This is a genomic window from Glycocaulis abyssi, from assembly GCF_041429775.1.
GTDB lineage: Bacteria > Pseudomonadota > Alphaproteobacteria > Caulobacterales > Maricaulaceae > Glycocaulis > Glycocaulis abyssi.
Map to the genome: position 1 here is coordinate 462,119 of NZ_CP163421.1, position 22,975 is coordinate 485,093.

General features: G+C 62.7%; 31 protein-coding genes and 2 riboswitches. Of the genes, 11 read left to right on the top strand and 20 right to left on the bottom strand.

All coding sequences use genetic code 11. From position 1 onward, the window contains the following. Positions 1-3: 3 nt before the first annotated feature. Together AB6B38_RS02335 and purQ are read right to left on the bottom strand one after the other, a co-directional pair. Complete coding sequence (locus AB6B38_RS02335; protein ID WP_127566095.1) at positions 4-201, bottom strand: type II toxin-antitoxin system HicA family toxin; 198 nt, start codon at positions 199-201, stop codon at positions 4-6. Next, positions 201-863: a phosphoribosylformylglycinamidine synthase subunit PurQ gene (gene purQ / locus AB6B38_RS02340; protein WP_371394094.1), complete on the bottom strand. Its 663-nt coding sequence runs from the start codon at positions 861-863 to the stop codon at positions 201-203. The genes AB6B38_RS02335 and purQ overlap by 1 nt, the downstream gene beginning before the upstream one ends. Before the next feature lie 158 nt (positions 864-1,021). On the opposite strand from purQ, the gene AB6B38_RS02345 reads away from it, so the two are divergent. Continuing rightward, positions 1,022-2,113 (top strand): DUF5694 domain-containing protein, encoded by a 1,092-nt coding sequence (locus tag AB6B38_RS02345; RefSeq protein WP_371394095.1) that lies wholly within the window; start codon positions 1,022-1,024, stop codon positions 2,111-2,113. A 4-nt stretch (positions 2,114-2,117) separates the two neighbouring features. Here the strand turns inward: AB6B38_RS02345 and AB6B38_RS02350 are convergent, their stop codons facing one another. Together AB6B38_RS02350 and AB6B38_RS02355 are read right to left on the bottom strand one after the other, a co-directional pair. Continuing rightward, a complete protein-coding gene (locus AB6B38_RS02350; RefSeq protein ID WP_371394096.1) occupies positions 2,118-2,414 on the bottom strand; it encodes a type II toxin-antitoxin system RelE/ParE family toxin in 297 nt (98 codons plus the stop codon). Further along, on the bottom strand, positions 2,398-2,652 hold the full coding sequence (locus tag AB6B38_RS02355) for a type II toxin-antitoxin system ParD family antitoxin (RefSeq protein ID WP_371394097.1): 255 nt from the start codon (positions 2,650-2,652) through the stop codon (positions 2,398-2,400). Before AB6B38_RS02355 ends, AB6B38_RS02350 begins: the two co-directional genes overlap by 17 nt. 125 nt (positions 2,653-2,777) lie before the next feature. Here AB6B38_RS02355 and AB6B38_RS02360 point away from each other — a divergent pair, with 125 nt between their 5' ends. Further along, positions 2,778-3,161, top strand: a complete 384-nt coding sequence (locus AB6B38_RS02360) for a VOC family protein (protein WP_371394098.1) — start codon at positions 2,778-2,780, stop codon at positions 3,159-3,161. Here the strand turns inward: AB6B38_RS02360 and AB6B38_RS02365 are convergent. The 3 genes from AB6B38_RS02365 to purC are packed head-to-tail and all read right to left on the bottom strand — an operon-like array spanning position 3,158 to position 4,707. Further along, entirely contained in the window at positions 3,158-3,661 is a 504-nt protein-coding gene (locus AB6B38_RS02365) for a hypothetical protein (RefSeq protein ID WP_371394099.1), read from the bottom strand. The genes AB6B38_RS02360 and AB6B38_RS02365 overlap by 4 nt on opposite strands. A 16-nt stretch (positions 3,662-3,677) precedes the next feature. Continuing rightward, positions 3,678-3,920: a phosphoribosylformylglycinamidine synthase subunit PurS gene (purS, locus tag AB6B38_RS02370; protein ID WP_371394100.1), complete on the bottom strand. Its 243-nt coding sequence runs from the start codon at positions 3,918-3,920 to the stop codon at positions 3,678-3,680. Positions 3,921-3,933: 13 nt separating this feature from the next. Continuing rightward, complete coding sequence (gene purC, locus AB6B38_RS02375) at positions 3,934-4,707, bottom strand: phosphoribosylaminoimidazolesuccinocarboxamide synthase (RefSeq protein WP_371394102.1); 774 nt, start codon at positions 4,705-4,707, stop codon at positions 3,934-3,936. A 272-nt stretch (positions 4,708-4,979) separates the two neighbouring features. Here purC and AB6B38_RS02380 point away from each other — a divergent pair, with 272 nt between their 5' ends. After that, on the top strand, positions 4,980-5,300 hold the full coding sequence (locus AB6B38_RS02380) for a DUF1476 domain-containing protein (protein WP_371394103.1): 321 nt from the start codon (positions 4,980-4,982) through the stop codon (positions 5,298-5,300). A gap of 22 nt (positions 5,301-5,322) precedes the next feature. Here the strand turns inward: AB6B38_RS02380 and AB6B38_RS02385 are convergent, their stop codons facing one another. From AB6B38_RS02385 to ispH, 7 genes are all read right to left on the bottom strand, one after another. After that, positions 5,323-6,207: an aspartyl protease family protein gene (locus AB6B38_RS02385; RefSeq protein WP_371394104.1), complete on the bottom strand. Its 885-nt coding sequence runs from the start codon at positions 6,205-6,207 to the stop codon at positions 5,323-5,325. A gap of 239 nt (positions 6,208-6,446) precedes the next feature. Next, positions 6,447-6,950, bottom strand: a complete 504-nt coding sequence (locus AB6B38_RS02390) for an MgtC/SapB family protein (RefSeq protein WP_371394105.1) — start codon at positions 6,948-6,950, stop codon at positions 6,447-6,449. A gap of 51 nt (positions 6,951-7,001) precedes the next feature. After that, the gene (gene purB / locus AB6B38_RS02395; protein ID WP_371394106.1) at positions 7,002-8,300 is read right to left on the bottom strand and encodes an adenylosuccinate lyase; all 1,299 of its coding nucleotides are present in this window, start codon (positions 8,298-8,300) and stop codon (positions 7,002-7,004) included. 61 nt (positions 8,301-8,361) lie between these two features. Then, the gene (gene rnhA / locus AB6B38_RS02400; RefSeq protein ID WP_371394107.1) at positions 8,362-8,823 is read right to left on the bottom strand and encodes a ribonuclease HI; all 462 of its coding nucleotides are present in this window, start codon (positions 8,821-8,823) and stop codon (positions 8,362-8,364) included. After that, a complete protein-coding gene (locus AB6B38_RS02405; RefSeq protein WP_371394108.1) occupies positions 8,820-9,194 on the bottom strand; it encodes a nuclear transport factor 2 family protein in 375 nt (124 codons plus the stop codon). Before AB6B38_RS02405 ends, rnhA begins: the two co-directional genes overlap by 4 nt. After that, positions 9,191-9,619: a DUF1801 domain-containing protein gene (locus tag AB6B38_RS02410; RefSeq protein WP_371394109.1), complete on the bottom strand. Its 429-nt coding sequence runs from the start codon at positions 9,617-9,619 to the stop codon at positions 9,191-9,193. The genes AB6B38_RS02405 and AB6B38_RS02410 overlap by 4 nt, the downstream gene beginning before the upstream one ends. Then, the gene (gene ispH, locus AB6B38_RS02415) at positions 9,619-10,563 is read right to left on the bottom strand and encodes a 4-hydroxy-3-methylbut-2-enyl diphosphate reductase (RefSeq protein ID WP_371394110.1); all 945 of its coding nucleotides are present in this window, start codon (positions 10,561-10,563) and stop codon (positions 9,619-9,621) included. Before ispH ends, AB6B38_RS02410 begins: the two co-directional genes overlap by 1 nt. Positions 10,564-10,712: 149 nt before the next feature. Between ispH and AB6B38_RS02420 the strand changes: the two genes are divergently transcribed. From AB6B38_RS02420 to gcvPB, 7 genes are all read left to right on the top strand, one after another. Next, positions 10,713-11,276 carry a hypothetical protein gene (locus AB6B38_RS02420; protein ID WP_371394112.1) on the top strand — a complete coding sequence of 188 codons (564 nt, stop codon included), beginning with the start codon at positions 10,713-10,715 and terminating at the stop codon, positions 11,274-11,276. Positions 11,277-11,288: 12 nt separating this feature from the next. Then, complete coding sequence (gene argS, locus AB6B38_RS02425) at positions 11,289-13,052, top strand: arginine--tRNA ligase (protein WP_371394113.1); 1,764 nt, start codon at positions 11,289-11,291, stop codon at positions 13,050-13,052. A gap of 83 nt (positions 13,053-13,135) precedes the next feature. Beyond that, positions 13,136-13,226, top strand: a riboswitch (glycine riboswitch). Further along, positions 13,227-13,342: riboswitch (glycine riboswitch) on the top strand. 65 nt (positions 13,343-13,407) lie between these two features. Beyond that, positions 13,408-14,520 carry a glycine cleavage system aminomethyltransferase GcvT gene (gene gcvT / locus AB6B38_RS02430; protein WP_371394114.1) on the top strand — a complete coding sequence of 371 codons (1,113 nt, stop codon included), beginning with the start codon at positions 13,408-13,410 and terminating at the stop codon, positions 14,518-14,520. A 38-nt stretch (positions 14,521-14,558) separates the two neighbouring features. Next, entirely contained in the window at positions 14,559-14,924 is a 366-nt protein-coding gene (gene gcvH, locus AB6B38_RS02435; RefSeq protein WP_371394116.1) for a glycine cleavage system protein GcvH, read from the top strand. Positions 14,925-14,940: 16 nt separating this feature from the next. Next, on the top strand, positions 14,941-15,585 hold the full coding sequence (locus AB6B38_RS02440) for an FMN-binding negative transcriptional regulator (protein WP_371394117.1): 645 nt from the start codon (positions 14,941-14,943) through the stop codon (positions 15,583-15,585). After that, the gene (gcvPA, locus tag AB6B38_RS02445) at positions 15,585-16,931 is read left to right on the top strand and encodes an aminomethyl-transferring glycine dehydrogenase subunit GcvPA (RefSeq protein ID WP_371394118.1); all 1,347 of its coding nucleotides are present in this window, start codon (positions 15,585-15,587) and stop codon (positions 16,929-16,931) included. Before AB6B38_RS02440 ends, gcvPA begins: the two co-directional genes overlap by 1 nt. A 3-nt stretch (positions 16,932-16,934) precedes the next feature. After that, complete coding sequence (gcvPB, locus tag AB6B38_RS02450) at positions 16,935-18,515, top strand: aminomethyl-transferring glycine dehydrogenase subunit GcvPB (RefSeq protein ID WP_371394119.1); 1,581 nt, start codon at positions 16,935-16,937, stop codon at positions 18,513-18,515. Positions 18,516-18,517: 2 nt separating this feature from the next. On the opposite strand, the gene AB6B38_RS02455 is transcribed toward gcvPB, so the two are convergent. After that, a complete protein-coding gene (locus tag AB6B38_RS02455) occupies positions 18,518-19,663 on the bottom strand; it encodes an acyltransferase family protein (RefSeq protein WP_371394121.1) in 1,146 nt (381 codons plus the stop codon). A 313-nt stretch (positions 19,664-19,976) separates the two neighbouring features. On the opposite strand from AB6B38_RS02455, the gene AB6B38_RS02460 reads away from it, so the two are divergent. Beyond that, positions 19,977-20,252, top strand: coding sequence for a hypothetical protein (locus AB6B38_RS02460; RefSeq protein ID WP_371394122.1), 276 nt, complete (start codon positions 19,977-19,979; stop codon positions 20,250-20,252). Positions 20,253-20,323: 71 nt separating this feature from the next. Here AB6B38_RS02460 and AB6B38_RS02465 read toward each other — a convergent pair whose 3' ends face one another. From AB6B38_RS02465 to AB6B38_RS02485, 5 genes are all read right to left on the bottom strand, one after another. Beyond that, a complete protein-coding gene (locus tag AB6B38_RS02465; protein ID WP_371394123.1) occupies positions 20,324-20,818 on the bottom strand; it encodes a F0F1 ATP synthase subunit B in 495 nt (164 codons plus the stop codon). Further along, complete coding sequence (locus tag AB6B38_RS02470; RefSeq protein WP_371394124.1) at positions 20,815-21,363, bottom strand: F0F1 ATP synthase subunit B; 549 nt, start codon at positions 21,361-21,363, stop codon at positions 20,815-20,817. Before AB6B38_RS02470 ends, AB6B38_RS02465 begins: the two co-directional genes overlap by 4 nt. Before the next feature lie 108 nt (positions 21,364-21,471). After that, the gene (locus AB6B38_RS02475; RefSeq protein WP_371394125.1) at positions 21,472-21,699 is read right to left on the bottom strand and encodes a F0F1 ATP synthase subunit C; all 228 of its coding nucleotides are present in this window, start codon (positions 21,697-21,699) and stop codon (positions 21,472-21,474) included. A gap of 49 nt (positions 21,700-21,748) precedes the next feature. Next, positions 21,749-22,525 carry a F0F1 ATP synthase subunit A gene (locus AB6B38_RS02480; protein WP_371394126.1) on the bottom strand — a complete coding sequence of 259 codons (777 nt, stop codon included), beginning with the start codon at positions 22,523-22,525 and terminating at the stop codon, positions 21,749-21,751. Between the two features lie 95 nt (positions 22,526-22,620). Further along, on the bottom strand, positions 22,621-22,923 hold the full coding sequence (locus AB6B38_RS02485; protein WP_371394127.1) for an AtpZ/AtpI family protein: 303 nt from the start codon (positions 22,921-22,923) through the stop codon (positions 22,621-22,623). Positions 22,924-22,975 lie beyond the last annotated feature (52 nt).

Sequence of the window (22,975 nt, forward strand, 5' to 3'; positions counted from 1 at the left end):
CACTCAGTCCTTGATTAGTTGCACGCCGCTCGCGCGTTCGATGGAGCGCAGCGTACCACGCTTCAGGTCCTTTTTGGGATGTGGCACCGTCACGATCGCTGCCACCCCGTCTTTCTTCATCTGCACATGGCTGCCACGTTGTCTGATTTTGCGCCAGCCAGCTTTCTCCAGCCTGGCTATGACCTCCCGGCTGGTGAGCATCACTCCCGCCCCAGAAGGCTTTCAAACACGCCGAGGCCGTCCGTGCCGCCATGGAGCGGATCAACCGCGCGTTCGGGGTGGGGCATCATACCGAGCACATTGCCCGCCGCATTGGTGATTCCGGCGATATCGCGGATCGAGCCATTGGGATTGTTCAGATAGCGGAAGGCCACCTGGCCTTCGCCCTCCAGCCGGTCCAGCGTCTCGTTATCGGCGAAATAATTGCCATCATGGTGCGCGACGGGGATGGTCACCTCGCGCGTCTCGCCATAGGCGCGGGTGAAGCGCGAATTGGTGTTCTCGATCTGCAGCGCGGTGCGCTCACAGACAAACAGCAGGCCGGCATTACGCATCAGCGCGCCGGGCAGAAGCCCCGTCTCGATGAGGATCTGGAAGCCGTTGCATACGCCCAGCACAGGCATGCCATCTCCGGCGCGCTTTACCAGATCGCGCGTGATCGGCGAGCGGGCGGCAATCGCGCCGGAACGCAGATAGTCGCCATAGGAGAACCCGCCGGGGATGACGGCGAGATCAAGCCCGTCCGGCAGGCTGGTTTCCTGGTGCCAGATCATGGCCGGGGCCTGCCCCGTAACCATGCGCAAAGCCTCGGCCGCATCGCGGTCGCAATTAGAGCCGGGGAATACAATGACAGCGGTCTTCATGGCGCGAGGCTTTAGCAGGGGATTCCCGTCAAGGCGAGAGGCGGGTGCGGCTAAGGTAACCGCGTTGCATCTTTGCCGCATCCGATGGCAGCATCTGCTGCATCTGACACAGGAAGGCTGGCGCACACGGGTGCCGGTCCGACGGGGAGAATGTCATCATGCTGAAACTTGCCGTTGCCGCGTTGGCCGGTCTCGCAACACTCGCCGCCAATGAAGCGCAGGCGCGTTTCGAGCCCTTCGATCCGCGGCCCTACGCCGCCCAGGTGCATGGGGACGTGACGGAGGCGTATGTGCTGGGCACGGCGCATCTGGCGCAGGCGGAAGGGTTTGATCCGGCGGCGCTCTCCGGTCTGCTGGACCGTCTTGAAGTGCTGGCACCGGACGTCATCACCATTGAGGCGCTTGGCCCGGAAACGATTTTCCTGATGCGGGCCTATGATACCCGCTATGACGGGGCGGCGGGCTTTTTTGCCCGTTCCGCGCTCGAAGGCGTGAGTCTCGCCGGAGAGGAAACCGGCCTTGATATGCCACAAGCCCGCGTCGCTGTAGACGGGGCGCTGGCAGACTGGCCGGACACACCTGTAGCAGCGCAGCGCCGCCATCTCGCCGCGCTCTTCGCGGCGTCCGGCGACATCTTTTCCGCGCTGGTGCAATGGCTGCGCCTTGATGCGGCGGAGCGGGTGGCGGGCGATGGCGTCACCGATGAGCTTGTGGCCCTGCTGGAGAGGGTCTCGGCCTCCCATAACGAGAACGTCCAGATCGCTGTGGCGCTGGCGGTGCGGCTTGGCCAAGAGCGGGTCTACGCTGCCGACGATCACACTGCCTCCTATCTGATGAGCCGGGTGGCCGGACCAATGACTGCCGCGCTGGAGACACCGGAATTTGCCAGCATTTTCGACCACCCGGTTTTCACCACTAGTGCGCTGGGTTCCGATGACTGGCAGAGCCCGGAAGCTATGCTGGACTATTTCCGGCGGCTGAACGCGCCTGAACACGGCGTGATGGATGTGGAAGGGCAGTGGCTGGTGATGATTGACCGGGAATGGCCCGAAGACGCCGGCCGGGTACGTATCGCCGAATGGGATACCCGCAATCTGCGCATGGCCGCCCATATTCGCGAGGCATCGGCCGATGCTGTAGGCGGACGCGTGTTGGCGATCGTCGGTTCCGCGCACAAGCCCTGGCTTGATGCCTATCTGGAGATGATGACCGATATGCGCAGCGGCGACATGCTGGCGGTGCTGGAATAGGGCATTACGCCAGTTCGGGCGGAAGCTGGCGGGCGTGAAGGATACGTAACACGCGCAAGCTGTTGCCTGGTTGGACCATGTAGACGATGCGATGAGATCTGATGGACCGGATCCGCACCCGAGTGCCGGACCAGGCATAAGCTGGCGCGGAATCGGGAAAGGCCAAGAGTAGTTTCAGCCCGTCATCCAGCGCCTGCAAATATCGGCGCGCCGCACTCATTCCGAACTCCATGGCGCCGAAATAGGCGATTTCGTCCAGGTCAGAGAGTGCTGCTGAGGAAAACTCAATCCGGCGCGCCATGGGCCTTCGCGCGCCGGAAGGCGTCCTCCTTCACGTCGTCGAATGACTTTTCGCTGACGCCGCTATCAATGCCTTCCTGGATGAGGCGCTCGAACTCGGCGCGTTTGCGCCTGTTCTCGTCGTCGCGCCGGATCAGGTCGCGCACATAGTCGCTTGCGCTGGCGTACTGGCCGGACCCGACCTGCGCATCCACCACCGATTTCAGGGCGTCGGGCAGGGAGATATTCATAGTGGCCATGGCGGGCGCTCCTCGCTTGTCTGCAGCACGATTGCCAATTTTTGCTAAAAATTGCGCAAAATGCAATTCTCGCCAGCGTCCGGGGCTAGTGATAGCCTCCTCCCAGGTCAGCCGGGGAGGCAGGCATGAGTGTTCTGGGTGTAGGCGGTGTGTTCGTGAAATCAGCGGACCCGGAGGCCAGCAAGGCCTGGTATCGCGATGTGCTGGGCATGGAGCTGAACGAGCATGGCGGCTTCACCTTCCGCCACGGTGAGGCAGCGGCGCGTTATGGCGATGGCGCACGCACCATCTTCGCGCGCTTCAAGGCTGATACAGAGTATTTCCAGCCCTCTGCCCAGCCCTTCATGATCAATCTTCTGGTGGATGATCTTGATGGTCTGCTGGAGCGCATCAAGGCGAAGGGCGTTGAGCTGATCGGCGAGCCGGAGTCTTACGATTATGGCCGCTTCGCCTGGATCATGGACCCGGACGGGGTGAAGATCGAGCTCTGGGAGTCGGTGGAGCTTTAGAGGTTTAGAAAAGCGCCCGTTAGATAGTTGGGACTCAAAATCGCAATGAGGCCGATCAATAGAGGAATTAAGGGGGCGGCATAAATAAAACAAATGTCAATAAATGACATTAAGTTATCGAGAGTGCTTTTTAATAAAATTAATTTTGAATTAACACCCTCGTCTCCTGTGTATCCACTGTTATGCCAGTCCTCATCAGATTCTTTTAAATCGAATTGGCTGTGAAATTTATAGCTTTGGCGGCGAATCTGATTTTCAGCTATTATTGAATAAAGGGATGAATAATAGCGGATGGTGTGCGAAAGACACCAAATGAAAGCTGCTATCAGCAGGGCAAGTGAAAGTCTCTCGATGCCAGAAGTTGAAATCGAAAAACCATAAATGTTTACATGGTCCCCCGAAATAATTTCGTGTTTTAGCGCGATGCTGAAAACGGATAACCCGACCAGATAGCGCTGGCTGTTTCTACCACCAGAGCTGAGCTGGGTGTCGTCTTGCAAAGCTCGACACTCCGCCCTACGCGCTCAGTTCGATGTCGTAGTTTTCGATCACCGGATTGGTCAGCAGCTTGTCGCACATGGCCTTCACGCGCTCGCTGGCTTCTTCTGCATCCAGGCTGGAGAGGTCGAGCTCGATGAGCTTGCCCTGGCGCGCACCGGTCACTTCGTCAAAGCCGAGCGTGCGCAGCGAATTGGCGACGGCGGTCCCTTGCGGGTCCAGCACGCCGGGTTTCAGATAGACGTGGATTTTCGCTTTCATCGTCTCTTTGATCCTATTCGCTTTCTTCAGACTCAGTCTGCGCGCCGTTTGCGCTGTCCATCTCGCGCATGATGCCCAGGCGCCGCGCCACTTCGGCATAGGCTTCGGTCACATTGCCCAGATCGCGGCGGAAGCGGTCCTTGTCCATCTTCTCGTTGGTCGTCATGTCCCACAGGCGGCAGCAATCCGGGCTGATCTCGTCGGCCAGCACCACGCGCGGCATGTCGTTCTGGTCGTAGAGGCGGCCAAATTCCAGCTTGAAGTCCACAAGCCGGATGCCGGCACCGGCAAACAGGCCGGAGACGAAATCGTTCACGCGCAGTGCCAGCGCGATCATCTCGTCGATTTCCTGGGGGCTGGCCCAGTTGAAGGCCGTGATGTGTTCTTCCGACACCAGCGGATCGCCCAGCGCATCATCCTTGAAGTAAAATTCCACGATGGCGCGCGGCAAGGGCTCGCCTTCCGGGATATTGAAGCGCGTGGAGATGGAGCCGGCGGCGACGTTACGCACGACGACTTCCAGCGGAATGATCTCCACCTCGCGTACCAGCTGCTCGCGCATGTTCAGGCGGCGGATGAAGTGCGTCGGCACGCCCATCCGGTTCAGGTGTTCCATGATGAACTCGCTGATCCGGTTATTGAGCACGCCCTTGCCCTCCAGCGTCGCGCGCTTCTGGGCGTTGAAGGCGGTCGCATCATCCTTGAAATGCTGGATGATCGTGCCCGGTTCCGGGCCCTCATAAAGGATCTTGGCTTTACCTTCGTAGAGTTTCTTGCGGCGTGACATGGGGGTCATCGCTCTCCGCTGGGCGTTGGAAAATCGTATCGCTGCGCCATGAGGCCCTTCATGCGCGCGAGTCTTGGGTGCGGGTCAATCGGTGTCGTGTCAAACGCGAAGCGGCCCGTCAATACGGGCCGCCTTTGTTGTTCAGGATACGCGCTTGGCCAGGTGCCCGCAATACCGGCCTGCAATGCGCTGCAAACGATTGATAAAGCCGCGCTGGCGCGATACCCATGGGATCAAACACTCCCCGTTCCATCTGTTACAGGAAACACCCAATGTCCGGCTTTGATGATCGCGAAAAGGCTCACGAAAACCGCTATGCGCGCGAGCAGGAGCTGGAATTCAAGGCCGGTGCGCGCCGCAACCGCCTTCTGGGCCTGTGGGCGGCTGAGAAGCTGGGCCTGGCGGGCGATGACGCTGAAAGCTACGCCAAAGAGGTGATCGCTGCCGATTTCGAGGAAGTGGGCGATGAGGATGTGTTCCGCAAGGTGCGCAAGGATTTCGATGCCAAGGGCGTCGCGGTCTCCGACATCGAGCTGCGCCACGAGATGACGCGGCTGCTCGATTTGGCCCGCGCGCAAATTCAGGCCGAGTAGGCACGCACGGACCCGTCCGGCGTCACCGGCCCGTCTGACAGCTCCAGTTGTCCACGCCCTCGATCCTCGCTGATCGAGAGCCGTAATCCACGGTGATGCGTGCGTGGCGGAGCACATCCATGCCTAGAAGGATGGCCGGTTCGTCTATCAATCCCAACCGGTCAAAGAAATAGACATCGGACACGGTGATCTGGAAGGTGCCTGCACACAGCTCACTGAGCTGGACGCCACCGAAAAGGTGACGCAATTCACCGCGCGTGACGATGCGGCTGGCCACGCCGTCAATATTGGCCGCAATGCCAAGACGGGCGGTGCGGTGTTGCCGGACCAGAGCCCTGTTGACGATCGACGCATTGGCCCCGGTATCCACAAACACGCGGACCGGATCGGGTACGCCGCGTATCCGGCCCTCGCCAGCGATGAGCCCGTCTTCGAAATGGAGCGTCATACCGGCCATTGAGGCGGTTTGAGGCATCAAGCGAAGTTCCAAGGCGGGATAATCGAGGACAATGATCTCGTCGCGGAATGCGTTTGAACCCAGAATGCCTGCGGCGCTGAGGACCGTTTCGTCGTGCTCGCGGAACACGGCCACTTCGACCGCGCGCGGCCCCAGACCGAAGTCAAGATGGTCGATCACGAAGAGGCCGGTATCGAACGGGCCTGTAACCGCATGCCCGGTCTGATCGAAAATTATGTCCCGGTCTGTAATAAGCTGGTTGGCAATCAGGCGCGGCACGCCGGTCTGGTTAGCGCCCGTATCCACGATGAATGGCAGCCGGCAGGCCTCAGGAGATCCGAGGAAGGAGACAGTCCGGCCAAGTGAGACCTCTATGGTGTAATGATTGTCATGGCCGCGCTGCATGGGGATCGTAACGAGTGCTTCCTGCACGCCCCTCGCGGTGGCCAACGGCACAGTGTTCGCGACGCCGGAGCAGAAAATTGCCAGCCCGACGCAGAGGGCCAAACCTGATTTTGCCCGCATACAGCCACCTTCCCCCCTCTGGTTGCGGAGCCGCAACCAAGGGAAAATTACCATATTGGCCAGTGGGGTTCAGCCCGGCTCACGCAGCTGTGTTCATGGCGTGCGCACGCGCGAGAGGCACCAGTCACACCAAAGCAATGGCCGGTCTGGGCGGGTGCAGTCGGCTAGCCGCCATCATCATCACGCGCTGGCGGCGCTTTACTTCCCAGCACATGGCGTTCCAGCGACACCAGCACTGTAAGCACGATCAGCGCCAGTAAGACGGCGCCGCCGCCTATGCCGAATGCACCGGCACCAAATGCCACGCCGACTGCGCCTGACAGCCACAGGGCCGCAGCGGTGGTAACGCCGTGAATATCCTTGCCAGCGCGAATGATGGCACCGGCGGCGATGAAGGCGACGCCCGCAGTGACGGCCTCGATGACGCGAACCGGATCGGCCTGGATTCCTGCCTCGTCATCACCCATCGAGATGGCAATCTGGAAAGCCAGCAGGGTAAAAAGGCAGGCTGCCAACGCCACCAGCATGTTGGTGCGCAGCCCCACGTGCCGGTGCGGGCGCTCGCGCTCGATCCCGATTACGGCGCCTGCGAGCGCCGCCAGTCCCAGCCGCATCAGGCTCTCCAGCATATCGCCGGGCGGTCCTGCATCGTTGAGCCATTCGGGCATGTGCTCCTCCACCCTGTTAACGGGCAGAGGGGGACGAGTGTTCCGGATTGGTTACCCGAACACCCGCGCGAAGATCGTGTCGACATGCTTGAGGTGATACGCCTCGTCAAAGCAGGCATCGATTTGCGCCGGGCTTAGCAGGGCGGTGACTTCGCTGTCGGCTTTGAGGTGATCGGCGAGCCTGCCGCCCTCATCCCAGGTTTTCATGCCATTGCGCTGGACGACGCGATAGGAGTCCTCGCGGCTGGCCCCGGCCTGGGTCAGTGCCAGCAGTACGCGCTGGGAATTATGGATGCCGCCATGGGCTTCCAGATTCTCCCGGCAGCGGTCGGCATGCACGATCAGGCCTTCAATCATCGAGGCGGTGCGGTGCAGGGCAAAGTCGAGATGCACGGTGGCGTCCGGCCCGATGCCGCGCTCGACCGATGAGTGCGAGATATCGCGCTCATGCCACAGGGCAACGTTCTCCATGGCGGGCGTGACGGCGGAGCGCACGAGGCGCGCAAGCCCGGTCAGATTCTCGGTCAGGATCGGGTTGCGCTTGTGCGGCATGGCCGAGGAGCCCTTCTGCCCCGGCGAGAAGTATTCCTGCGCCTCGCGCACTTCAGAGCGCTGGAGGTGGCGCACCTCCACCGCGATGTTCTCGATGGCCGACGCGATCAGGCCCAGCACGGCGAAGAAATTCGCATGCCGGTCGCGCGGGATAACCTGCGTGGAGATGGGTTCGACGGTGAGGCCCAGCTTCTCGGCGACATGGGCTTCCACCGCCGGGTCGACATTAGCGAACGTGCCGATGGCGCCCGAAATGGCGCAAGTTGCCACTTCCTCGCGCGCCCGCACCAGACGCTCGCGGTTACGGGCAAACTCGGCATGGAAGCGCGCAAATTTCAGACCCATCGTGGTCGGCTCGGCATGGATGCCGTGACTGCGCCCGATGCAGACCGTCATCTTGTGCTCCAGCGCGCGCTTTTTCAGCGCCGCCAGCACCCGGTCCATCCCCTCCAGCAGGAGATCGCTGGCGCGGGTCAGCTGCACGGCAAGGCAGGTGTCGAGCACGTCGGAGCTGGTGAGCCCCTGATGGACGAAGCGGGCCTCCTCGCCCACCAACTCGGAGAGGTGGGTGAGGAAGGCGATGACATCGTGCTTCACCTCGCGCTCGATCTCATCAATGCGCGCGACGTCAAACTCCATGTCCTTGGCTTTCCACACGGCCCTGGCGGCAGAGGCAGGGACCACGCCCAGCTCTGCCAGCTTGTCGGTGGCGTGCGCCTCGATCTCGAACCAGATGCGGTAGCGGCTCTGCGGGCTCCAGATCGCTTCCATTTCAGGCCGGGTATAGCGGGGGATCATCAGCGCGCCTCTTTATCCGTCACGGGGGTAGCGCGCTCTGTCGCCCCTCAAGGGCGCAAGGTCAAGGGGCGGGGGTGTCCGCCTCACCCTTCAGCGCCGCAATGCCCGCCCTGGCGAGCGCGTCGGCACGCTCATTGCCCGGATCGCCATTATGGCCCTTCACCCACACCCATTCGATGGAGTGGCGCTTCGTGGCTTCATCCAGCGCCTGCCAGAGATCGGCATTCTTCACCGGCTTCTTGGCGGCCGTTTTCCAGCCATTCTTCTTCCAGCCATGAATCCATTTCGTCACACCGTCGCGCACATAGACACTGTCGGTGACGAGGCGGACATTCGAGGGGCGCTTGAGCGCATTCAGCGCCTCGATGGCGGCTTTGAGCTCCATGCGGTTATTGGTGCTGTCGGCCTCCCCGCCAAACAGCTCTTTTTCATGGCCCTTCCATTCCAGCAGCGCGCCCCAGCCGCCGGGACCGGGGTTTCCCGAACACGCGCCGTCTGTGTGGATGGTGATGAGGCTGCTCACGCCTTGAGTGCCTGCTCGAGCGGCAGTCCTTGTGCCTCGAAAAAGCTCAGCCGGTCGAAATAGCCGCGCTGGTGAAGGATCAGACCGTCCTTGACATGGAAGAACCCGCAACCGCGAAGCCCCAAAGGATCAGACCACTCAAGAATGGCCCACTCCCCGTCCTCCAACAGATTTTCAATCTGGCAGACCATCTTGGCGCGGGCGAATTCCATTTCGAACAGCGCGCGGATCGCCGCCTTGCCTTCCAGCGGGCCGTACGCGATCTGATGGTTGACCGCCCCGTCTGCGTAGCACGCCATCAAGGCGTCGATATCGGCCGCGTTGAACGCGTCGACCCAGGCGAGCACGGTCTGTTTCGGAGATCGGGTCATCGCGCATGCACCGTCCACTGCGTATCAAGGTCTTTCAGGCCTGCCGCGATCAGCTCCCCCAGCACGTTCATATCGATATCGGTGAGGCGCTTCACATAGAGGCAGGACTTGCCCATGGAATGCTTTCCTAGCCGGTCCAAAATGGCGCTGTAATCGGCGTAACCCGGCATGATATAGATGGAGTGCTGGGCCTTGCGGGGTGAAAACCCCGTGGCGAAGAAATCGCCTTCACGTCCGCTCTCATAGCGGTAGTGATAGCGGCCATAGCCCACCATGGAGGCGCCCCACATTACTGGTTCGAAGCCGGTGACCTTGCGGAACAGCGCATCTAGCCGACGCGCTTCCTCGCGCTTTGTATCCGGTTCGATGCTGGCAAGGAAGGCCTCAACAGACCGCTTTTCCGGCTGGGTCTTGTTCTCGCCCATCACGCCACCTCGCGTGGCAGTTTGAACACCACGTCCTCGCTGGCGACGCGCACTTCGGCGATGGTCAGTTTGCGAAAGCCGGCCAGCTGGGTGAGGACGTCCTCGACCAGTTCTTCAGGCGCAGACGCACCCGCGCTGACGCCCAGCGTCTCCACGTCATCAAACCAGCTGCGGTCAAGGTCAGCGGCGCTCTGCACAAGGCGGGCATTTTTGGCGCCTGCGCGCTTGGCGACCTCCACCAGCCGCACCGAGTTGGACGAGTTCGGCGCGCCGACCACCAGCACGAGGTCCGAGCGCGGGGCGAGGGCTTTCACCGCTTCCTGCCGGTTGGTGGTGGCGTAGCAGATATCTTCCTTGTGGGGCGCGGCCATGGCGGGAAAGCGCGCCTGCAATGCCTCCACAATGGCGGCAGTATCGTCCACCGACAGGGTGGTCTGCGTCACGTAAGCGAGCTTTTGCGGATCGCGCGGCGTGAAGCTTTGCGCCTCTTCCACCGTCTCGATCAGGTGGATCGCGCCTTCGGGCAACTGACCCATCGTGCCGATCACTTCAGGGTGTCCGGCATGGCCGATCAGCACTATCTCCAGCCCGTTCCTGTGATGGCGGCTCGCTTCCACATGCACTTTGGAAACCAGCGGGCAGGTGGCGTCCACATAGAGCATGTTGCGGGCCCTGGCCGTCTCCGGCACGCGTTTGGGAACGCCGTGGGCGGAGAAGACGACAGGGCGGTCGTCAGGGCATTCGTCCAGCTCCTTGACGAAGACCGCGCCCATGGCTTTGAGCCGGTTCACCACATGCTTGTTGTGGACGATCTCGTGGCGCACATAGACCGGCGCGCCATAGCGCTCCAGCGCGCGCTCCACGATCTGGATGGCCCGGTCCACACCGGCGCAGAACCCGCGCGGCGCGGCAAGCAGTATGTGGAGGGGCGGCAACGTGCTCACGGTTTTCCTCAGTAGCAATGGCGCGTCGGCGTTGCTCTCGCGCAGTGCAGGGCTTAGACACTAGGGGGTGTAGCAGAGTCCGGCGCGCCCGTAACCCGTACTGCCCCGTGTCTGCAACATGGTGATGAACTGGTTCTTCGGGAGACCCCATGCGCTCAATCGCCGCTGTATTTGCCGCCGCCCTTGTCCTGACCGGATGCCAGAGCGTGCGGGACCGCTTCGACGGACCGCAGCCCAATCCGGGGCCGTGTCCCAATGCGTTGTCGCTGTATGATGCCCACCGTCTGGTGGAGTTCAGCGGCGAGGAGCGTGTTCTGCGCAATGTCGGCTTTACCGGCGAGGTGCTTAATGTGCGCAGTGCCTGCACCTACACTGACAGCAGCGCGTCACCCATCGACATGCAGATGGCCATCCGCTTTGCCTTCGGCCGCGGTGCGGCCGCGCAAGGCAGTGAGAAAACCTATCATTATTTTGTCGCCGTGACGCGCACCGACCGTGCGGTGATCGAGCGTCAGGTCTTCCCGATCACGGTGCGCTTCCCGCCAGGGGAAGACCGGGTCGAACTCACCGAGGAAATCGGTTCAATCACCATTCCGCGTGCAGAAGCGTCAACATCCGGCTCCAATTTTGAAGTCATTGTCGGGTTTGAACTGACTGCCGAACAGGTTGAATTCAACCGCTCCGGCCTGCGTTTCCGCGTCCCTGTCGAATAATTCTGGACCGCCATGACCCGTCTTGCCGATCAGCTCAGCGCCCTGCTGGGCGATGCCTTTGCTGTTATGGAACTTGATCCGGCGCTGGGCCGGGTGTCGGAGAGCGACCGTCCCGATCTGGCGCCCTATCAGTGCAATGGCGCGCTGGCAGCCGCCAAGCAGGCGGGCAAGCCGCCGCGCGCTATTGCGGAGGGGGTGAAGGCGCATCTCGCCGCCACCGCCCCTGATCTCGATATCGAAATAGCCGGGCCGGGCTTCCTGAATATCACGCCATCGGCGCAGCTTTACACCGCGCGGGCACGCGCGATCAGCGCCGATGAGCGCACGGGCGCGGGGCAAGTGGACGCCCCGCTCAAGGTGATGATCGATTTTGGCGGTCCCAATGTCGCCAAGCCCATGCATGTCGGCCACTTACGCTCCTCGGTCATTGGCGACAGCCTGCAACGCCTGATGCGCTTTCTCGGCCATGAGGTGACCAGCGACATCCACTTAGGCGACTGGGGCCTGCAGATGGGCCAGCTCATCACCGAGCTGGAGGATGAGCAGCCGGATCTGCCCTATTTCGATGCCAGCTTTACCGGCCCGTATCCGGCTGATGCACCCGTGACCATCGAAGACCTGGCCCGGCTCTACCCGCAGGCCAGTGCCAAGGGCAAGGAAGACCCGGCCCGGCAGGAGCGCTCGCGCAAGGCCACGGCCGAGCTGCAGGCGGGGCGTGCGGGCTATCGCGCCCTGCTGCGCCACTTCATCAATGTGTCGATTGCCGCACTGAAGGAGGATTTCTCCGCGCTCGGCGTGCATTTCGACCTGTGGAAGGGCGAGAGCGACGTCAATGATCTGATCCCCGGACTAGTGGAGGATTTCAAGGCGCGCGGCGTGGCGGAAGAATCCGAAGGCGCATGGATCGTGCGCGTGGCGCGCGAGGACGACAAGAAGGAGCTTGCTCCCCTCATCCTCGTCAGCTCGCAGGGCTCCGCGCTCTACGCGACGACGGACCTCGCCACCATCCTCGACCGACGCGAAAGCATTGATCCTGATCTGATCCTCTACGTGGTGGATCTCGGCCAGTCGGATCATTTCGAGCAGGTCTTCCGCGCCGCCGTGAAGGCGGGTCTCGCCAGCGAGGGCGGGCTGGAGCATGTGAAATTCGGGACGGTCAATGGCTCGGACGGCAAGCGCCTGCGTACCCGCGCCGGTGGCACGTTCCGGCTGGCAGATCTGATCGGTGAAGCGCGCGAGCGTGCGCGTGCGCGCCTGGCCGAAGCCGGGCTTGGCGAAACGCTGGATGCAGGCGCGCTGGAAGATGTGGCCCGCAAGGTCGCCAATGCGGCGATCAAGTTTGCCGATCTGCAGAACTACCGCACCACGAATTACATTTTCGAGATGGACCGGTTTGTGTCCTTCGAGGGCAAGACCGGGCCTTACCTGCTCTATCAGGCCGTGCGCATCAAATCCCTGATGAGGAAGGCCGCTGGCGAAGGGCTGGAGCCGGGCGAGATCAACATCTCTGCGCCGGAAGAGGCTGCTCTGGTGCGCCGGCTCGACGGCTTCCACGGTGCGTTAATGCGCGCCCATGATGACCGCGCGCCGAACCATATCTGCGAGCACGTCTATGGCCTCTCGCAGGCGTTTTCCAGCTTCTATGCGGCTTGTCCGATTCTGCCTGAAAAGGACGAGGCTGTGCGCCGCTCGCGCCTTGGCCTCGCCGCGCTGACGCTGAAGCAGCTGGAGCTTGGCCTCTCCCTGATCGGTATTGAAGCACCGGAGCGGATGTAGGGCGTTTCCTCCGCTCCCCCCGATTGACTCACGCGCGTGCCGCTCTAGTTTGCGCAGCGACCGGGGAGACCCGTTCGACATAAGGCACCCAAGCGGGAGAGACCGGCCGAAGATGCCGGCGCCGAAGGCGCAACCGCCCCGGAAACGCTCAGGCCGCAGGACCGCTGGGATCGCCGACGCTGGAAAGAGGATTTTGCCTTAGGGCAGCATCCCACCGAAGGAGCAAGCGGCACGTGGGGTCAGCCCCGTTGCAGCGGGAATCTCTCAGGTCACGAGACAGCGGGGGCAGGGCTGCCACGCGAGGCAACTCGCGCACGGCAGTGATTGCAAACCCGCGTTCAGGATTTCGTGACCCATGGCCGACACAGCAGACCTTCTCAAAACCCCGCTTTATGACCTGCATGTCGAGCTTGGCGCGCGCATGGTCGAGTTCGCTGGCTATGCCATGCCGGTGCAGTACCCGGCCGGCATCATGTCCGAGCATCTGCACACCCGGAATCAGGCCGGCCTGTTTGACGTTTCCCACATGGGGCAGGCGCACATCACCGGCGATGAAGCCGCGCTGGAAGCGCTGATTACGGCAGATCTCTCGGTGCTCGGCGCTGGCGAGCAGAAATACACACTCCTCCTGAATGCCGAGGGCGGGATCATGGACGATCTCATGGTCTCGCGGCCCTTTGGCGCGGATGGCGGGATTTTCGCTGTCGTCAATGCTGGCACCAAGGGCAAGGATTTCGCTCATATGCGCGCTGGCTTCGCCGGGCGGGGCACCACCCTTACCGAGCTTGCGGATCGCGCCCTGCTGGCCCTTCAGGGCCCCGCAGCGGCGGCTGTGTTCACCGGGCTGGTGCCGGAGGCGGCAAAGCTGGTCTTCATGCAATGCGGCGTGTTCACGCTGGACGGGGTGGAGATCTACGCCTCGCGCTCTGGCTATACGGGCGAGGACGGGTTTGAGATTTCGATTCCGGCAGACAAGGCCGAGAGAATCGCGCGCCTGCTGCTGTCTGATGAGCGGGTGAAGCCGATTGGTCTTGGCGCGCGTGACAGTCTGCGGCTGGAAGCCGGGCTTTGCCTTTATGGCCACGACATGGACGAGGACCGCACGCCAGTCGAGGCAGCGCTCACATGGGCCATCGCCAAGGTGCGCCGCGAGCGCGCGGACTTTCCGGGCGCGGCCAAAATCCTCAAACAGATCGCGGACGGTCCGGCGCAGAAGCGCGTCGGCATCAAGCCGCACGACAAGTCGCCGGCGCGCGAAGGCGCCGAGATTGTCCATGATGGCGAAGTCGTCGGCATGGTGACATCTGGCGGGTTCGGTCCCAGCTTTGGCGCGCCGGTCGCCATGGGCTATGTCCGCGCAGACCTTGCCAAGCCCGGCACGCCGCTGGAGCTGATGGTGCGCGGCAAGCCGCGCGCGGCTGAAGTTGCCAGCTTGCCCTTCACGCCGCACCGCTTCCATCGCGGCTGATTTTTCAATTTATCGCATCTGTGACAGGAGATTGCGCCATGACCACCCGCTTTACCAAAGACCATGAATGGGTCCGCCTTGAGGGCGATGTCGCCTTTATCGGTATTACCCAGTACGCGACCGAACAGCTCGGCGATGTCATCAGCGTGGAGCTGCCGGACGTCGGCAAGAGCTTCAAGAAGGGCGACGAGATCGCCGTGGTGGACTCGGTGAAAACCGCCGCCGAGGTGTATGCGCCGGTCTCTGGCGAGGTGATCGAAGTCAATGACGGCATCGAGGACGCGCCCCAGATCGTCAATGACGAGCCGCTGGCCGGTGGCTGGTTCGTGAAGCTGAAAATTGCCGACAAGGGCGAGCTGGACGGGCTGATGGACGAAGCCGCCTACGCCAAGCACATCAGCTAGGGATGTTTCTGCGCTGATGGTCTATCCGCCCCGCCAGTTTGCCGTAACGGACCGGGCCGAGGCCGAGACGGTGATGTCGGCCTATCCCTTCGCCACGTTCGTGGCGAGCGGCGCTGAGGGGCTGGTGACGGCGCGCACGCCGGTCGTGCTGGAGCGGGATCGCGAGGGGTGTGTAACCGCGCTGCTCGGCCATGTGTCCCGCGCCAATCCGGTCTGGCAGGCGGTAGGCGACGGGGCTGAGGCTGTCGCGCTCTTTTCAGGACCGCACGCCTATGTCAGCGCGTCGGCGTACCCGTCCAAGGCCGAGCATGGCCGGGCGGTGCCGACCTGGAACTATGTGGCCGCCGAGGCCCATGGACGCCTGACAGCCTTTGACGGTGCGGACGATCTTCGGGCGCTGCTGGAGGCGCTAACGGGCCGGTTCGAGGACGGACGGGCGGAGCCCTGGGCGGTGTCGGACGCGCCGCAGGACTATGTCGATGCGCTGCTGCGCGGGATTACCGGCCTTCGGCTGGCGGTCAGCAGCGCGACGGCGGTGAAGAAACTCAGCCAGAACAAGGCTGGGACGGATTTTGACGGGGTTCTGGCGTTTCTGGACGCCGAACCTGAACCCGATGCCCACCAGACGGCGGGCCTGATGAGAGAGTTGGAGCGAGGTTGATGCGCTATCTGCCGCTTACCCCTGAAGACCGCACCGAAATGCTTGGCGTCATCGGCGTCAGCTCGGTCGATGCGCTGTTTGCCGATGTGCCGCAGGCCGCGCGCCTCGACGGTCCGGTAAACCTGCCCCGCCGGGCGACCGAGCTGGAGGTGGAGCGCGCCTTTGCGGCCATGGCGAAGAAGAATGTCGCTGCCAGCGAAACGGCGTTCTTCGTGGGGGCGGGCGCTTACAAGCACCATATCCCGGCCAGCGTGGATCATCTGATCCAGCGCTCGGAGTTTCTCACCGCCTACACGCCCTACCAGCCGGAAATCAGCCAGGGCACGCTGCAGACCCTGTTCGAGTTCCAGACCCAAGTGGCGCGCCTGACCGGCATGGATGTGGCCAATGCCTCCATGTATGACGGTTCGACCGCGTGCGCGGAGGCTGTGCTGATGGCGGCGCGGGTGACCAAGCGCTCGCGCGCGGTTCTCTCTGGCAATCTCCATCCGCACTATGCCGAAGCGACGCGTACGCTCGCGCGCTACATGAATATCGACGTTGCCGCAGACGCACCGGTGCCGGGTGGTCTGGATGATGTCATCAGCCAGATCGACGAGGAAACCGCCTGCGTCGTGGTGCAGAACCCCGACGTGTTTGGCGGCATCCATGATCTGCGCCCGATTGCCGAGGCAGCTCACGCCAAGGGCGCGCTGCTGATCGCGGTGTTCACCGAGATTGTCTCGCTCGGCCTGATCGAAAGCCCCGGCGCGATGGGCGCGGACATTGTGGTCGGCGAAGGCCAGTCCATCGGGGTCGGCCTGCAGTTTGGCGGACCTTATGTGGGGCTTTTCGCCTGCCGCAATGACAAGAGCTTCATACGCAACATGCCGGGCCGTCTGGCGGGCGAAACAATTGATGCCGATGGACGGCGTGGCTATGTGCTCACCCTTTCCACGCGCGAGCAGCATATCCGCCGCGACCGTGCGACGTCGAACATCTGCACCAATTCCGGGCTGATGGCGCTAGCCTTCACCATCCACATGACGCTGCTGGGCGAGAAGGGCCTCAAACACCTTGCCGCCCTCAATCACGAGCGGGCGGTGGAGCTGGCCGATGCGCTAGGCGGTGTGCCGGGCGTCACGGTCGAGACCGGTGCCTTCTTCAACGAGTTCACGGTGAAGCTGCCGAAAAATGCCGCCGCCGTTACCGAGGCGCTGATCGCCAAGGGCGTGCTGGCGGGTGTTCCGGCCAGCCGCCTCTGGCCCGATGGCGGGCTGGATGACCGGCTCATCATCGCCGCCACCGAAACCAATACTGACGCCGACATTGCGCTCTTCGCGTCCGCCCTCAAAGAGGTGCTTTAACCCATGGCCATGAACCAGCAGGGACGTCCCACCCGTCCGAACGAAAACGCCGCCACGGGCGGTTATGCCGACACTATCTCCGGCTCGCGCGGCCTCGATCAGGCCGAACCGCTGATCTTCGAGCGCGGGCGCACGGACCTCACCGGCGTCGATTTTCCCGAACTTAAAGGCACGAAGACGCGCCTTGGCGGATTGGAGCGCAAGAGTGATATCGGCCTTCCCGGCCTCTCCGAGCCGGAAGCCATGCGCCATTATGTGCGCCTCAGTCGCAAGAATTACGCGATCGATCTGGGCATTTATCCGCTCGGCTCGTGCACGATGAAGCATAATCCGCGCCTGAATGAGAAGATGGCGCGCCTGCCGGGCTTTGGCGATGTCCACCCGCTGCAGCCGCAATCGACGGTGCAGGGCGCGCTGGAGCTGATCGGCGAGCTGGCCCACTGGCTGATGACGCTGACCAATACGCCGTGCGTGGCGATGAGCCCCAAAGCCGGTGCGCATGGTGAGCTGTGCGGCATGATGGCCATTCGCGCGGCGCTGGATGCGCGCGGCGAAACCGGCCGCCGCCGCGTGCTGGTGCCTGAAAGTGCGCACGGCACCAACCCGGCCACCGCCGTTCAGTGCGGTTTCCATTGCGATGAAATCCCGGCCAATGCCGATGGCCGCGTTGATATGGAAGCGTTCAAGGCGAAGCTAGGGCCGGATGTCGCCGGCATCATGCTGACCAATCCCAATACGTGCGGCCTGTTCGAGCGTGACATCAGGGAAATCGCCGATCTGATCCACGAGGCAGGCGGGTATTTCTACTGCGATGGCGCGAACTTCAACGCCATTGTGGGGCGCGTGCGCCCCGGCGATCTTGGCATCGACGCCATGCACATCAATCTGCACAAGACCTTCTCCACCCCCCATGGCGGCGGCGGTCCCGGCTCTGGCCCGACCGTGTTCTCGCAGGCGCTCGCCCCGTTCGCGCCGGTGCCTTACGTGGTGCAGAAGGGCGAGACCTGGCACATGGTCGAGCATGAGGCAGAGGCCCGCGCCGACGGCGCCGAGCCCTTCGGCCGCATGGTCGCCTTCCATGGCCAGATGGGCATGTTCACGCGTGCGCTCTCCTACATGATGAGCCACGGCTCTGACGGGCTGCGCCAGGTGGCCGAAGATTCCGTGCTCAACGCCAACTATGTGCTGGCGCGCCTGAAGCATGTGATGACGCCCGCCTTTGAGGGTACCTGCATGCACGAGGCGCTGTTTGATGACCGCTTCCTGAAAGATACCGGCGTCACCACGCTCGACTTTGCCAAAGCCATGATCGATGAGGGCTATCACCCGATGACCATGTACTTCCCGCTGGTCGTGCATGGCGCGATGCTGATCGAGCCGACCGAGACCGAAAGCAAGTCTGGCCTCGACCGGTTCTGCGACGTGCTGGAGGGCCTCGCAGAGGCGGCGAAATCCGGCGATACGGCGCGTTTCGCGTCCGCTCCGGTCCATGCCCCGGTCAAGCGCCTCGACGAGACGCGCGCGGCCCGCAATCCGGTGCTGGTGTGGCAGGAGAGCGAAGACCAGCCGCAGGCGGCCGAATAGCGCTACCGGTCAGGGAATCCGGTCTGTCCTGTCTGGACGTCCGGATCCTCATGGCCTGCCGGTGCGCGCTTCTGGCGGTGCGGCCCCTCAAACAGGCGGTCGCCCAGCTTTCGCGTAGCTTTCAGGGCTGGATATTCCAGCAGGCGGAACGCTGCGCCTGACACCGCGATGCATGCCACCAGAGACATGATGAGGAAGGCGAAATTCGCCAGCGGTCCGAAATCTGGCAGGACGCTCACCCATACCCGCACCAGAGCTGACAGGACCAGCAGGTGGGAGAGGTAGAGCGCGTATGACCAGTCCCCCAGTATCACCAGCCAGCCGGGCGGTTTCAGCCTGCCCTGCATCTCCAGGCTGACGGCGCCATAAACGATCAATGCCGAAGGGGCACCGAAGGCGGCAACGCGCGCCCAGCCGGATGGGAAGGCTTCGGCGTGCTCGGGCCATATCAGCCACGCAGCGGCGGCCAGCCACAGTGCAGCGATCACGAGGGCGGTGCGGGCAAAGCGTTTCTCGCCCGAACAGATCAGCATGCCGGCCAGCGCGCCCAGAATGAACTCTATCGTTAGTGGGTTCACTATCAGCGCGCCGATGGCAGGCAGGCCATCCAGCATCAGCGAGCCTGCAATCACGCATGCGGCCCAGCCCGCCAGAAGGGCGGGAAGCCAGCGCTCCGGAAAGACGAGGATCAGCGCGAACACCGCGTAGAAATACATCTCGTGGGTCAGCGTCCAGCCCACATGCAGGATTGGCAGCGCATTCTCTATCGGCCACAGGGTAAAGGACTGCCAGATATGCAGATCGGCCAGCTCCCGGGTCAGTGTGGCGGGGATGAATATGTAGGCCGCCAGCGCGAGCGCGGTGAAGAACCAGTAGACCGGGTAGATGCGGGTGAAACGCGCATAGGCAAAGCGCCCGATAAAGCGGACATCTGCGCGCGGCTTGCCTTGCGTGATGTAGACCATCACGAAGCCTGAAATGACGAAGAACAGGTCCACACCGGCAAAGCCCAGCGTCCACTGCCCGCTGGTAACCGGCTCGGCGAAGAAGCGCCCGCTGATCTGCGCGCCATGCCCGGCCAGTACAAGCAGCGCAGCCACAGCCCGCAAGGACTGCAATGCGTGAAGCGGCATGATGGCTGCGTGCATTCGGGCTCCAGATCTGGCCTTGAACGGACGCTATAGAAGCGGCTGGAGGCAGGCAATCGGCGTGCGGCGCAAGCTGGCTCAATCGCGATGAGTTGTATACCCATGTGGGAACCGGCCCTTGCCGGGGCGGGTTATTCGACAGAAGAGCGCCGAGGCCCGCCTGCCGTCCGCATTTGCGCCACAATTGGCATGCGGATGATCGCCAGAATGCAACACGTGCCCGGAATCAGCTGCTGACCGCCTTGCAGCCTCTGGTCAGCGGCTCACATATGGCGGGAGGGTCCGTTCCGCGCCCAGGGAGACAGCTTTGGTCATGAATGATGCAGTCAACGAGTTCAGCAAATCCCGCATTGGCGGGATTATCGTTCTCGTGCTGCGCGCGATTGGCGTTGCGCTGGGCCTGTTCCTGATGGCGGTTTCAATCCCGCTCTTCTTCCTGCCCATCCCGCTGGGCATTCCGCTCTTCATCCTCGCCGCCCTGTTGCTGGCGGCCTCGTCGCGCACCGCCCACGGGGTCGTGACAGGCTTCCTGAAACGCTTTCCGCCGGTCTGGAACCGGGTAAAGCGCATGTTTGGCGAGAAGGACTAAAAAGTCCTCAGGCGCAAAAAAAACGGGGCCAATTGGCCCCGTTTTCGTATCCGGTGATATGAGTACAGGCCCTAGTTCAGCCGTTCGGCCAGCTCGCCAGCGGCGTCTTTCACCAGCGCGTTACGCTGCGTCTTGGTGAGGTTTTCTGACAATAGCTTTGCCGCTGCCTCAACCGCGATGTCCGCGGCCAGCGCTTTCACGTCCTTGGCGGCCTGGGCCTCTGCCTGTGCAATGCGCTGCTCGGCAAGGGCGGTACGGCGCTCGATACGCTGGGCCAGTTCCTTGCGGGCGTTCTCGCGGATGAATTCGGCGTCCAGCTTGGCCTTTTTCACGATCTCTTCGGCTTCGCTGGCCGCATCGCGCTGCTGGCGCTCATACTTGGCCAGCATTTCCTGGGCTTCCTCGCGCAGGCGGCGTGCCTCATCCAGCTCGGTGCGGATGGCATAGGCGCGGCTGTCGAGGCCCTTGGCGATGGCCTTGTGAACGCCGAAACGCCAGATAATGGCGAAGAAGGCGACCAGGCCGATAAAGGCCCAGAAAGACGTGTCCTGAAGAAGATAGCTCATCGTGCTGCCTCCTGGCCGCGAACCGCGTCTACGGCAGATTCAGCGTCTTCGCGCTTCACCTTCAGACCGGCGAGGTGCTCGGTGACCGTGCTGGCAACATCGGCCGCCACATTGCGCACTTCGGACAGGGCCGCATTGCGGGCCTTGGCGATACGCGCCTCGGCATCGCTCTGGCGCTGGTCCAGCTCGGCCTCCATCGATGCGGTTTCGGCGGCTGCTTCGCGTTCGGCTTCTGCGCGGGCTTCTGCGCCCACCGCCTGCGCTTTCGCGCGGGCATCGGCCAGAGACTTTTCGTAAGCCTTCACCGCGTCGTCGGCCTGTGTTTTCAGGCTGGCGGCAGCATCGAGATCGTCAGCAATGCGGTCTTTACGCTCTTCGATGGTCGAGCCGATACGCGGCAGCAACCAGCGTGAGAGCAGGAAGTAGAGGACGGCAAAGCTGATCGCCAGCCAGAAGAGCTGGGATGCGAAATATGTCGGATCGAAGGGCGGGAACACGCCAGCGGCGGCGTCTTCATATCCCGCAGGTGGGCTCGGTTGTGCCATTGCGTGCCGGTCTCCTGTGAACCGCCATAACGCGCCCCTGCGTCAACCGCAGAGGCGCGTCGGTCCGTCTGGAACGGGCCGAGACCCGTCCCGAATAGCTTCCGGTTCCTAGAACGCGAACAGGAGCAGCAGGGCGATCAGCAGCGAGAAGATGCCCATGGCTTCCGTCACGGCGAAGCCGAAGATCAGATTGCCGAACTGCGCCGGGGCTGCAGCCGGGTTACGCATCGCGCCTTGCAGGAACGATCCGAAAATATTGCCCACGCCGATGGCGGCACCCAGCATGCCCAGGCAGGCCAGACCGGCACCAATGTATCTTGCGGCTTCCGCTTCCATTGAGGTAGCTCCTTGATAGTGAAGTAGTTGGGATAACGGGATGGATGGATCAGTGATGCCCGGGATGGAGGGCGTCGTTGAGGTAGATGCAGGTCAGAACGGCGAACACGTAGGCCTGCAGGAAGGCAACCAGGAATTCCAGCGCTGTCAGCGCGATGACCATCAGCAGTGGCAGGATGCCGACCGCGGCCAGTGCGCCGCCCGCCGCGCCCAGCATGACGATGAAGCCGGCAAACACCTTCAGAAGGATGTGACCGGCCAGCATGTTGGCGAACAGACGGATGGACAGCGAGATCGGACGCGACAGGAAGGAGATGATCTCGATCGGCGTCACGATCACGTAGAGCGGGACAGGAACGCCCGCCGGGAAGAAGATGGAGAAGAATTTGAGCCCGTTCTTGAACAGGCCGTATCCGACCACAACCGCCATCACCAGAAGCGCGAGCGCAACCGTGACGATGAGGTGGCTGGTCACGGTGAAGCCGTGGAAATCCGGGGCCGGGAAGTAGGGCATCATGCCCAGCATGTTGGCCATCAGGATGAACGCGAACAGGGTGAAGACCAGCGGGAAGAAGCGCAGCCCGTCAGTGCCCGCAGAACTGCGCACCATGTCGGCGATAAACTCGTAGAGGATTTCGGCGACCGACTGGGCGCGCCCCGGTACCAGGGCAGCGCGCGAGGTCGCTATCGCCAGGAGGCCAACGGTCAGGCCCACGGCCAGCACCATGAAATAGCTGGAATTGGTAAAAGACAGATCCAGCCCGCCCACGCTCAGATCAGCGATGGGATGAATTTCGAACTGCTTGATCGGGTTGGTGTCAGCCACGCCCGGCCCCTCGATTGTGATGCGGCGCGCCGGAAATCCGGCCTGCCCAGAAAACGTGACGTGCGCCTATCGCGACAGAGCGCGAAGCGCAAGAGCTAGTTCTGCATCGACTTCACTGCGCGCACGATATTTACCGCTCCGGCAGCGAAACCGAGTATCATTCCGGCAAGCAGCCCGAAGGGCGACCAGCCGAAAAAATGGTCTGCAAGCAGGCCGAGTCCTGTTCCGGCAAGAACACCGCCGAAAAACTCGGAGCCATAGCGTACCCCTTGAGACCAACCCGATGGCCCGGCATTCTCTTTCGCTTCCCGCTCCTGGCGCGCCTTCAGCTTGCCGGCAAGACGGTGTTCGAAATCGTCGGGGTCTGGATTGTTCGTATGATCGCTAGGGCGGGACATGGCTGCCTGTCACTTCCCGAAAAGGACACTCCCCCCGGAAAGTGCGCGCACA

Bases quoted from the DNA above. Each gene is read 5' to 3' on its own strand.
- purQ (WP_371394094.1), bottom strand. From the start codon at position 863: ATGAAGACCGCTGTCATTGTATTCCCCGGCTCTAATTGCGACCGCGAT.
- purB (WP_371394106.1), bottom strand. From the start codon at position 8,300: ATGATCCCCCGCTATACCCGGCCTGAAATGGAAGCGATCTGGAGCCCG.
- AB6B38_RS02355 (WP_371394097.1), bottom strand. From the start codon at position 2,652: ATGGCCACTATGAATATCTCCCTGCCCGACGCCCTGAAATCGGTGGTG.
- AB6B38_RS02405 (WP_371394108.1), bottom strand. From the start codon at position 9,194: ATGACCCGATCTCCGAAACAGACCGTGCTCGCCTGGGTCGACGCGTTC.
- AB6B38_RS02420 (WP_371394112.1), top strand. From the start codon at position 10,713: ATGCGCTCAATCGCCGCTGTATTTGCCGCCGCCCTTGTCCTGACCGGA.
- AB6B38_RS02410 (WP_371394109.1), bottom strand. From the start codon at position 9,619: ATGGGCGAGAACAAGACCCAGCCGGAAAAGCGGTCTGTTGAGGCCTTC.
- AB6B38_RS02465 (WP_371394123.1), bottom strand. From the start codon at position 20,818: ATGAGCTATCTTCTTCAGGACACGTCTTTCTGGGCCTTTATCGGCCTG.
- gcvPB (WP_371394119.1), top strand. From the start codon at position 16,935: ATGGCCATGAACCAGCAGGGACGTCCCACCCGTCCGAACGAAAACGCC.
- gcvT (WP_371394114.1), top strand. From the start codon at position 13,408: ATGGCCGACACAGCAGACCTTCTCAAAACCCCGCTTTATGACCTGCAT.
- AB6B38_RS02475 (WP_371394125.1), bottom strand. From the start codon at position 21,699: ATGGAAGCGGAAGCCGCAAGATACATTGGTGCCGGTCTGGCCTGCCTG.
- gcvPA (WP_371394118.1), top strand. From the start codon at position 15,585: ATGCGCTATCTGCCGCTTACCCCTGAAGACCGCACCGAAATGCTTGGC.
- AB6B38_RS02455 (WP_371394121.1), bottom strand. From the start codon at position 19,663: ATGCACGCAGCCATCATGCCGCTTCACGCATTGCAGTCCTTGCGGGCT.
- AB6B38_RS02380 (WP_371394103.1), top strand. From the start codon at position 4,980: ATGTCCGGCTTTGATGATCGCGAAAAGGCTCACGAAAACCGCTATGCG.
- AB6B38_RS02390 (WP_371394105.1), bottom strand. From the start codon at position 6,950: ATGCCCGAATGGCTCAACGATGCAGGACCGCCCGGCGATATGCTGGAG.
- AB6B38_RS02485 (WP_371394127.1), bottom strand. From the start codon at position 22,923: ATGTCCCGCCCTAGCGATCATACGAACAATCCAGACCCCGACGATTTC.
- argS (WP_371394113.1), top strand. From the start codon at position 11,289: ATGACCCGTCTTGCCGATCAGCTCAGCGCCCTGCTGGGCGATGCCTTT.
- purS (WP_371394100.1), bottom strand. From the start codon at position 3,920: ATGAAAGCGAAAATCCACGTCTATCTGAAACCCGGCGTGCTGGACCCG.
- AB6B38_RS02360 (WP_371394098.1), top strand. From the start codon at position 2,778: ATGAGTGTTCTGGGTGTAGGCGGTGTGTTCGTGAAATCAGCGGACCCG.
- gcvH (WP_371394116.1), top strand. From the start codon at position 14,559: ATGACCACCCGCTTTACCAAAGACCATGAATGGGTCCGCCTTGAGGGC.
- AB6B38_RS02335 (WP_127566095.1), bottom strand. From the start codon at position 201: ATGCTCACCAGCCGGGAGGTCATAGCCAGGCTGGAGAAAGCTGGCTGG.
- AB6B38_RS02460 (WP_371394122.1), top strand. From the start codon at position 19,977: ATGAATGATGCAGTCAACGAGTTCAGCAAATCCCGCATTGGCGGGATT.
- AB6B38_RS02440 (WP_371394117.1), top strand. From the start codon at position 14,941: ATGGTCTATCCGCCCCGCCAGTTTGCCGTAACGGACCGGGCCGAGGCC.
- AB6B38_RS02350 (WP_371394096.1), bottom strand. From the start codon at position 2,414: ATGGCGCGCCGGATTGAGTTTTCCTCAGCAGCACTCTCTGACCTGGAC.
- purC (WP_371394102.1), bottom strand. From the start codon at position 4,707: ATGTCACGCCGCAAGAAACTCTACGAAGGTAAAGCCAAGATCCTTTAT.
- AB6B38_RS02470 (WP_371394124.1), bottom strand. From the start codon at position 21,363: ATGGCACAACCGAGCCCACCTGCGGGATATGAAGACGCCGCCGCTGGC.
- AB6B38_RS02345 (WP_371394095.1), top strand. From the start codon at position 1,022: ATGCTGAAACTTGCCGTTGCCGCGTTGGCCGGTCTCGCAACACTCGCC.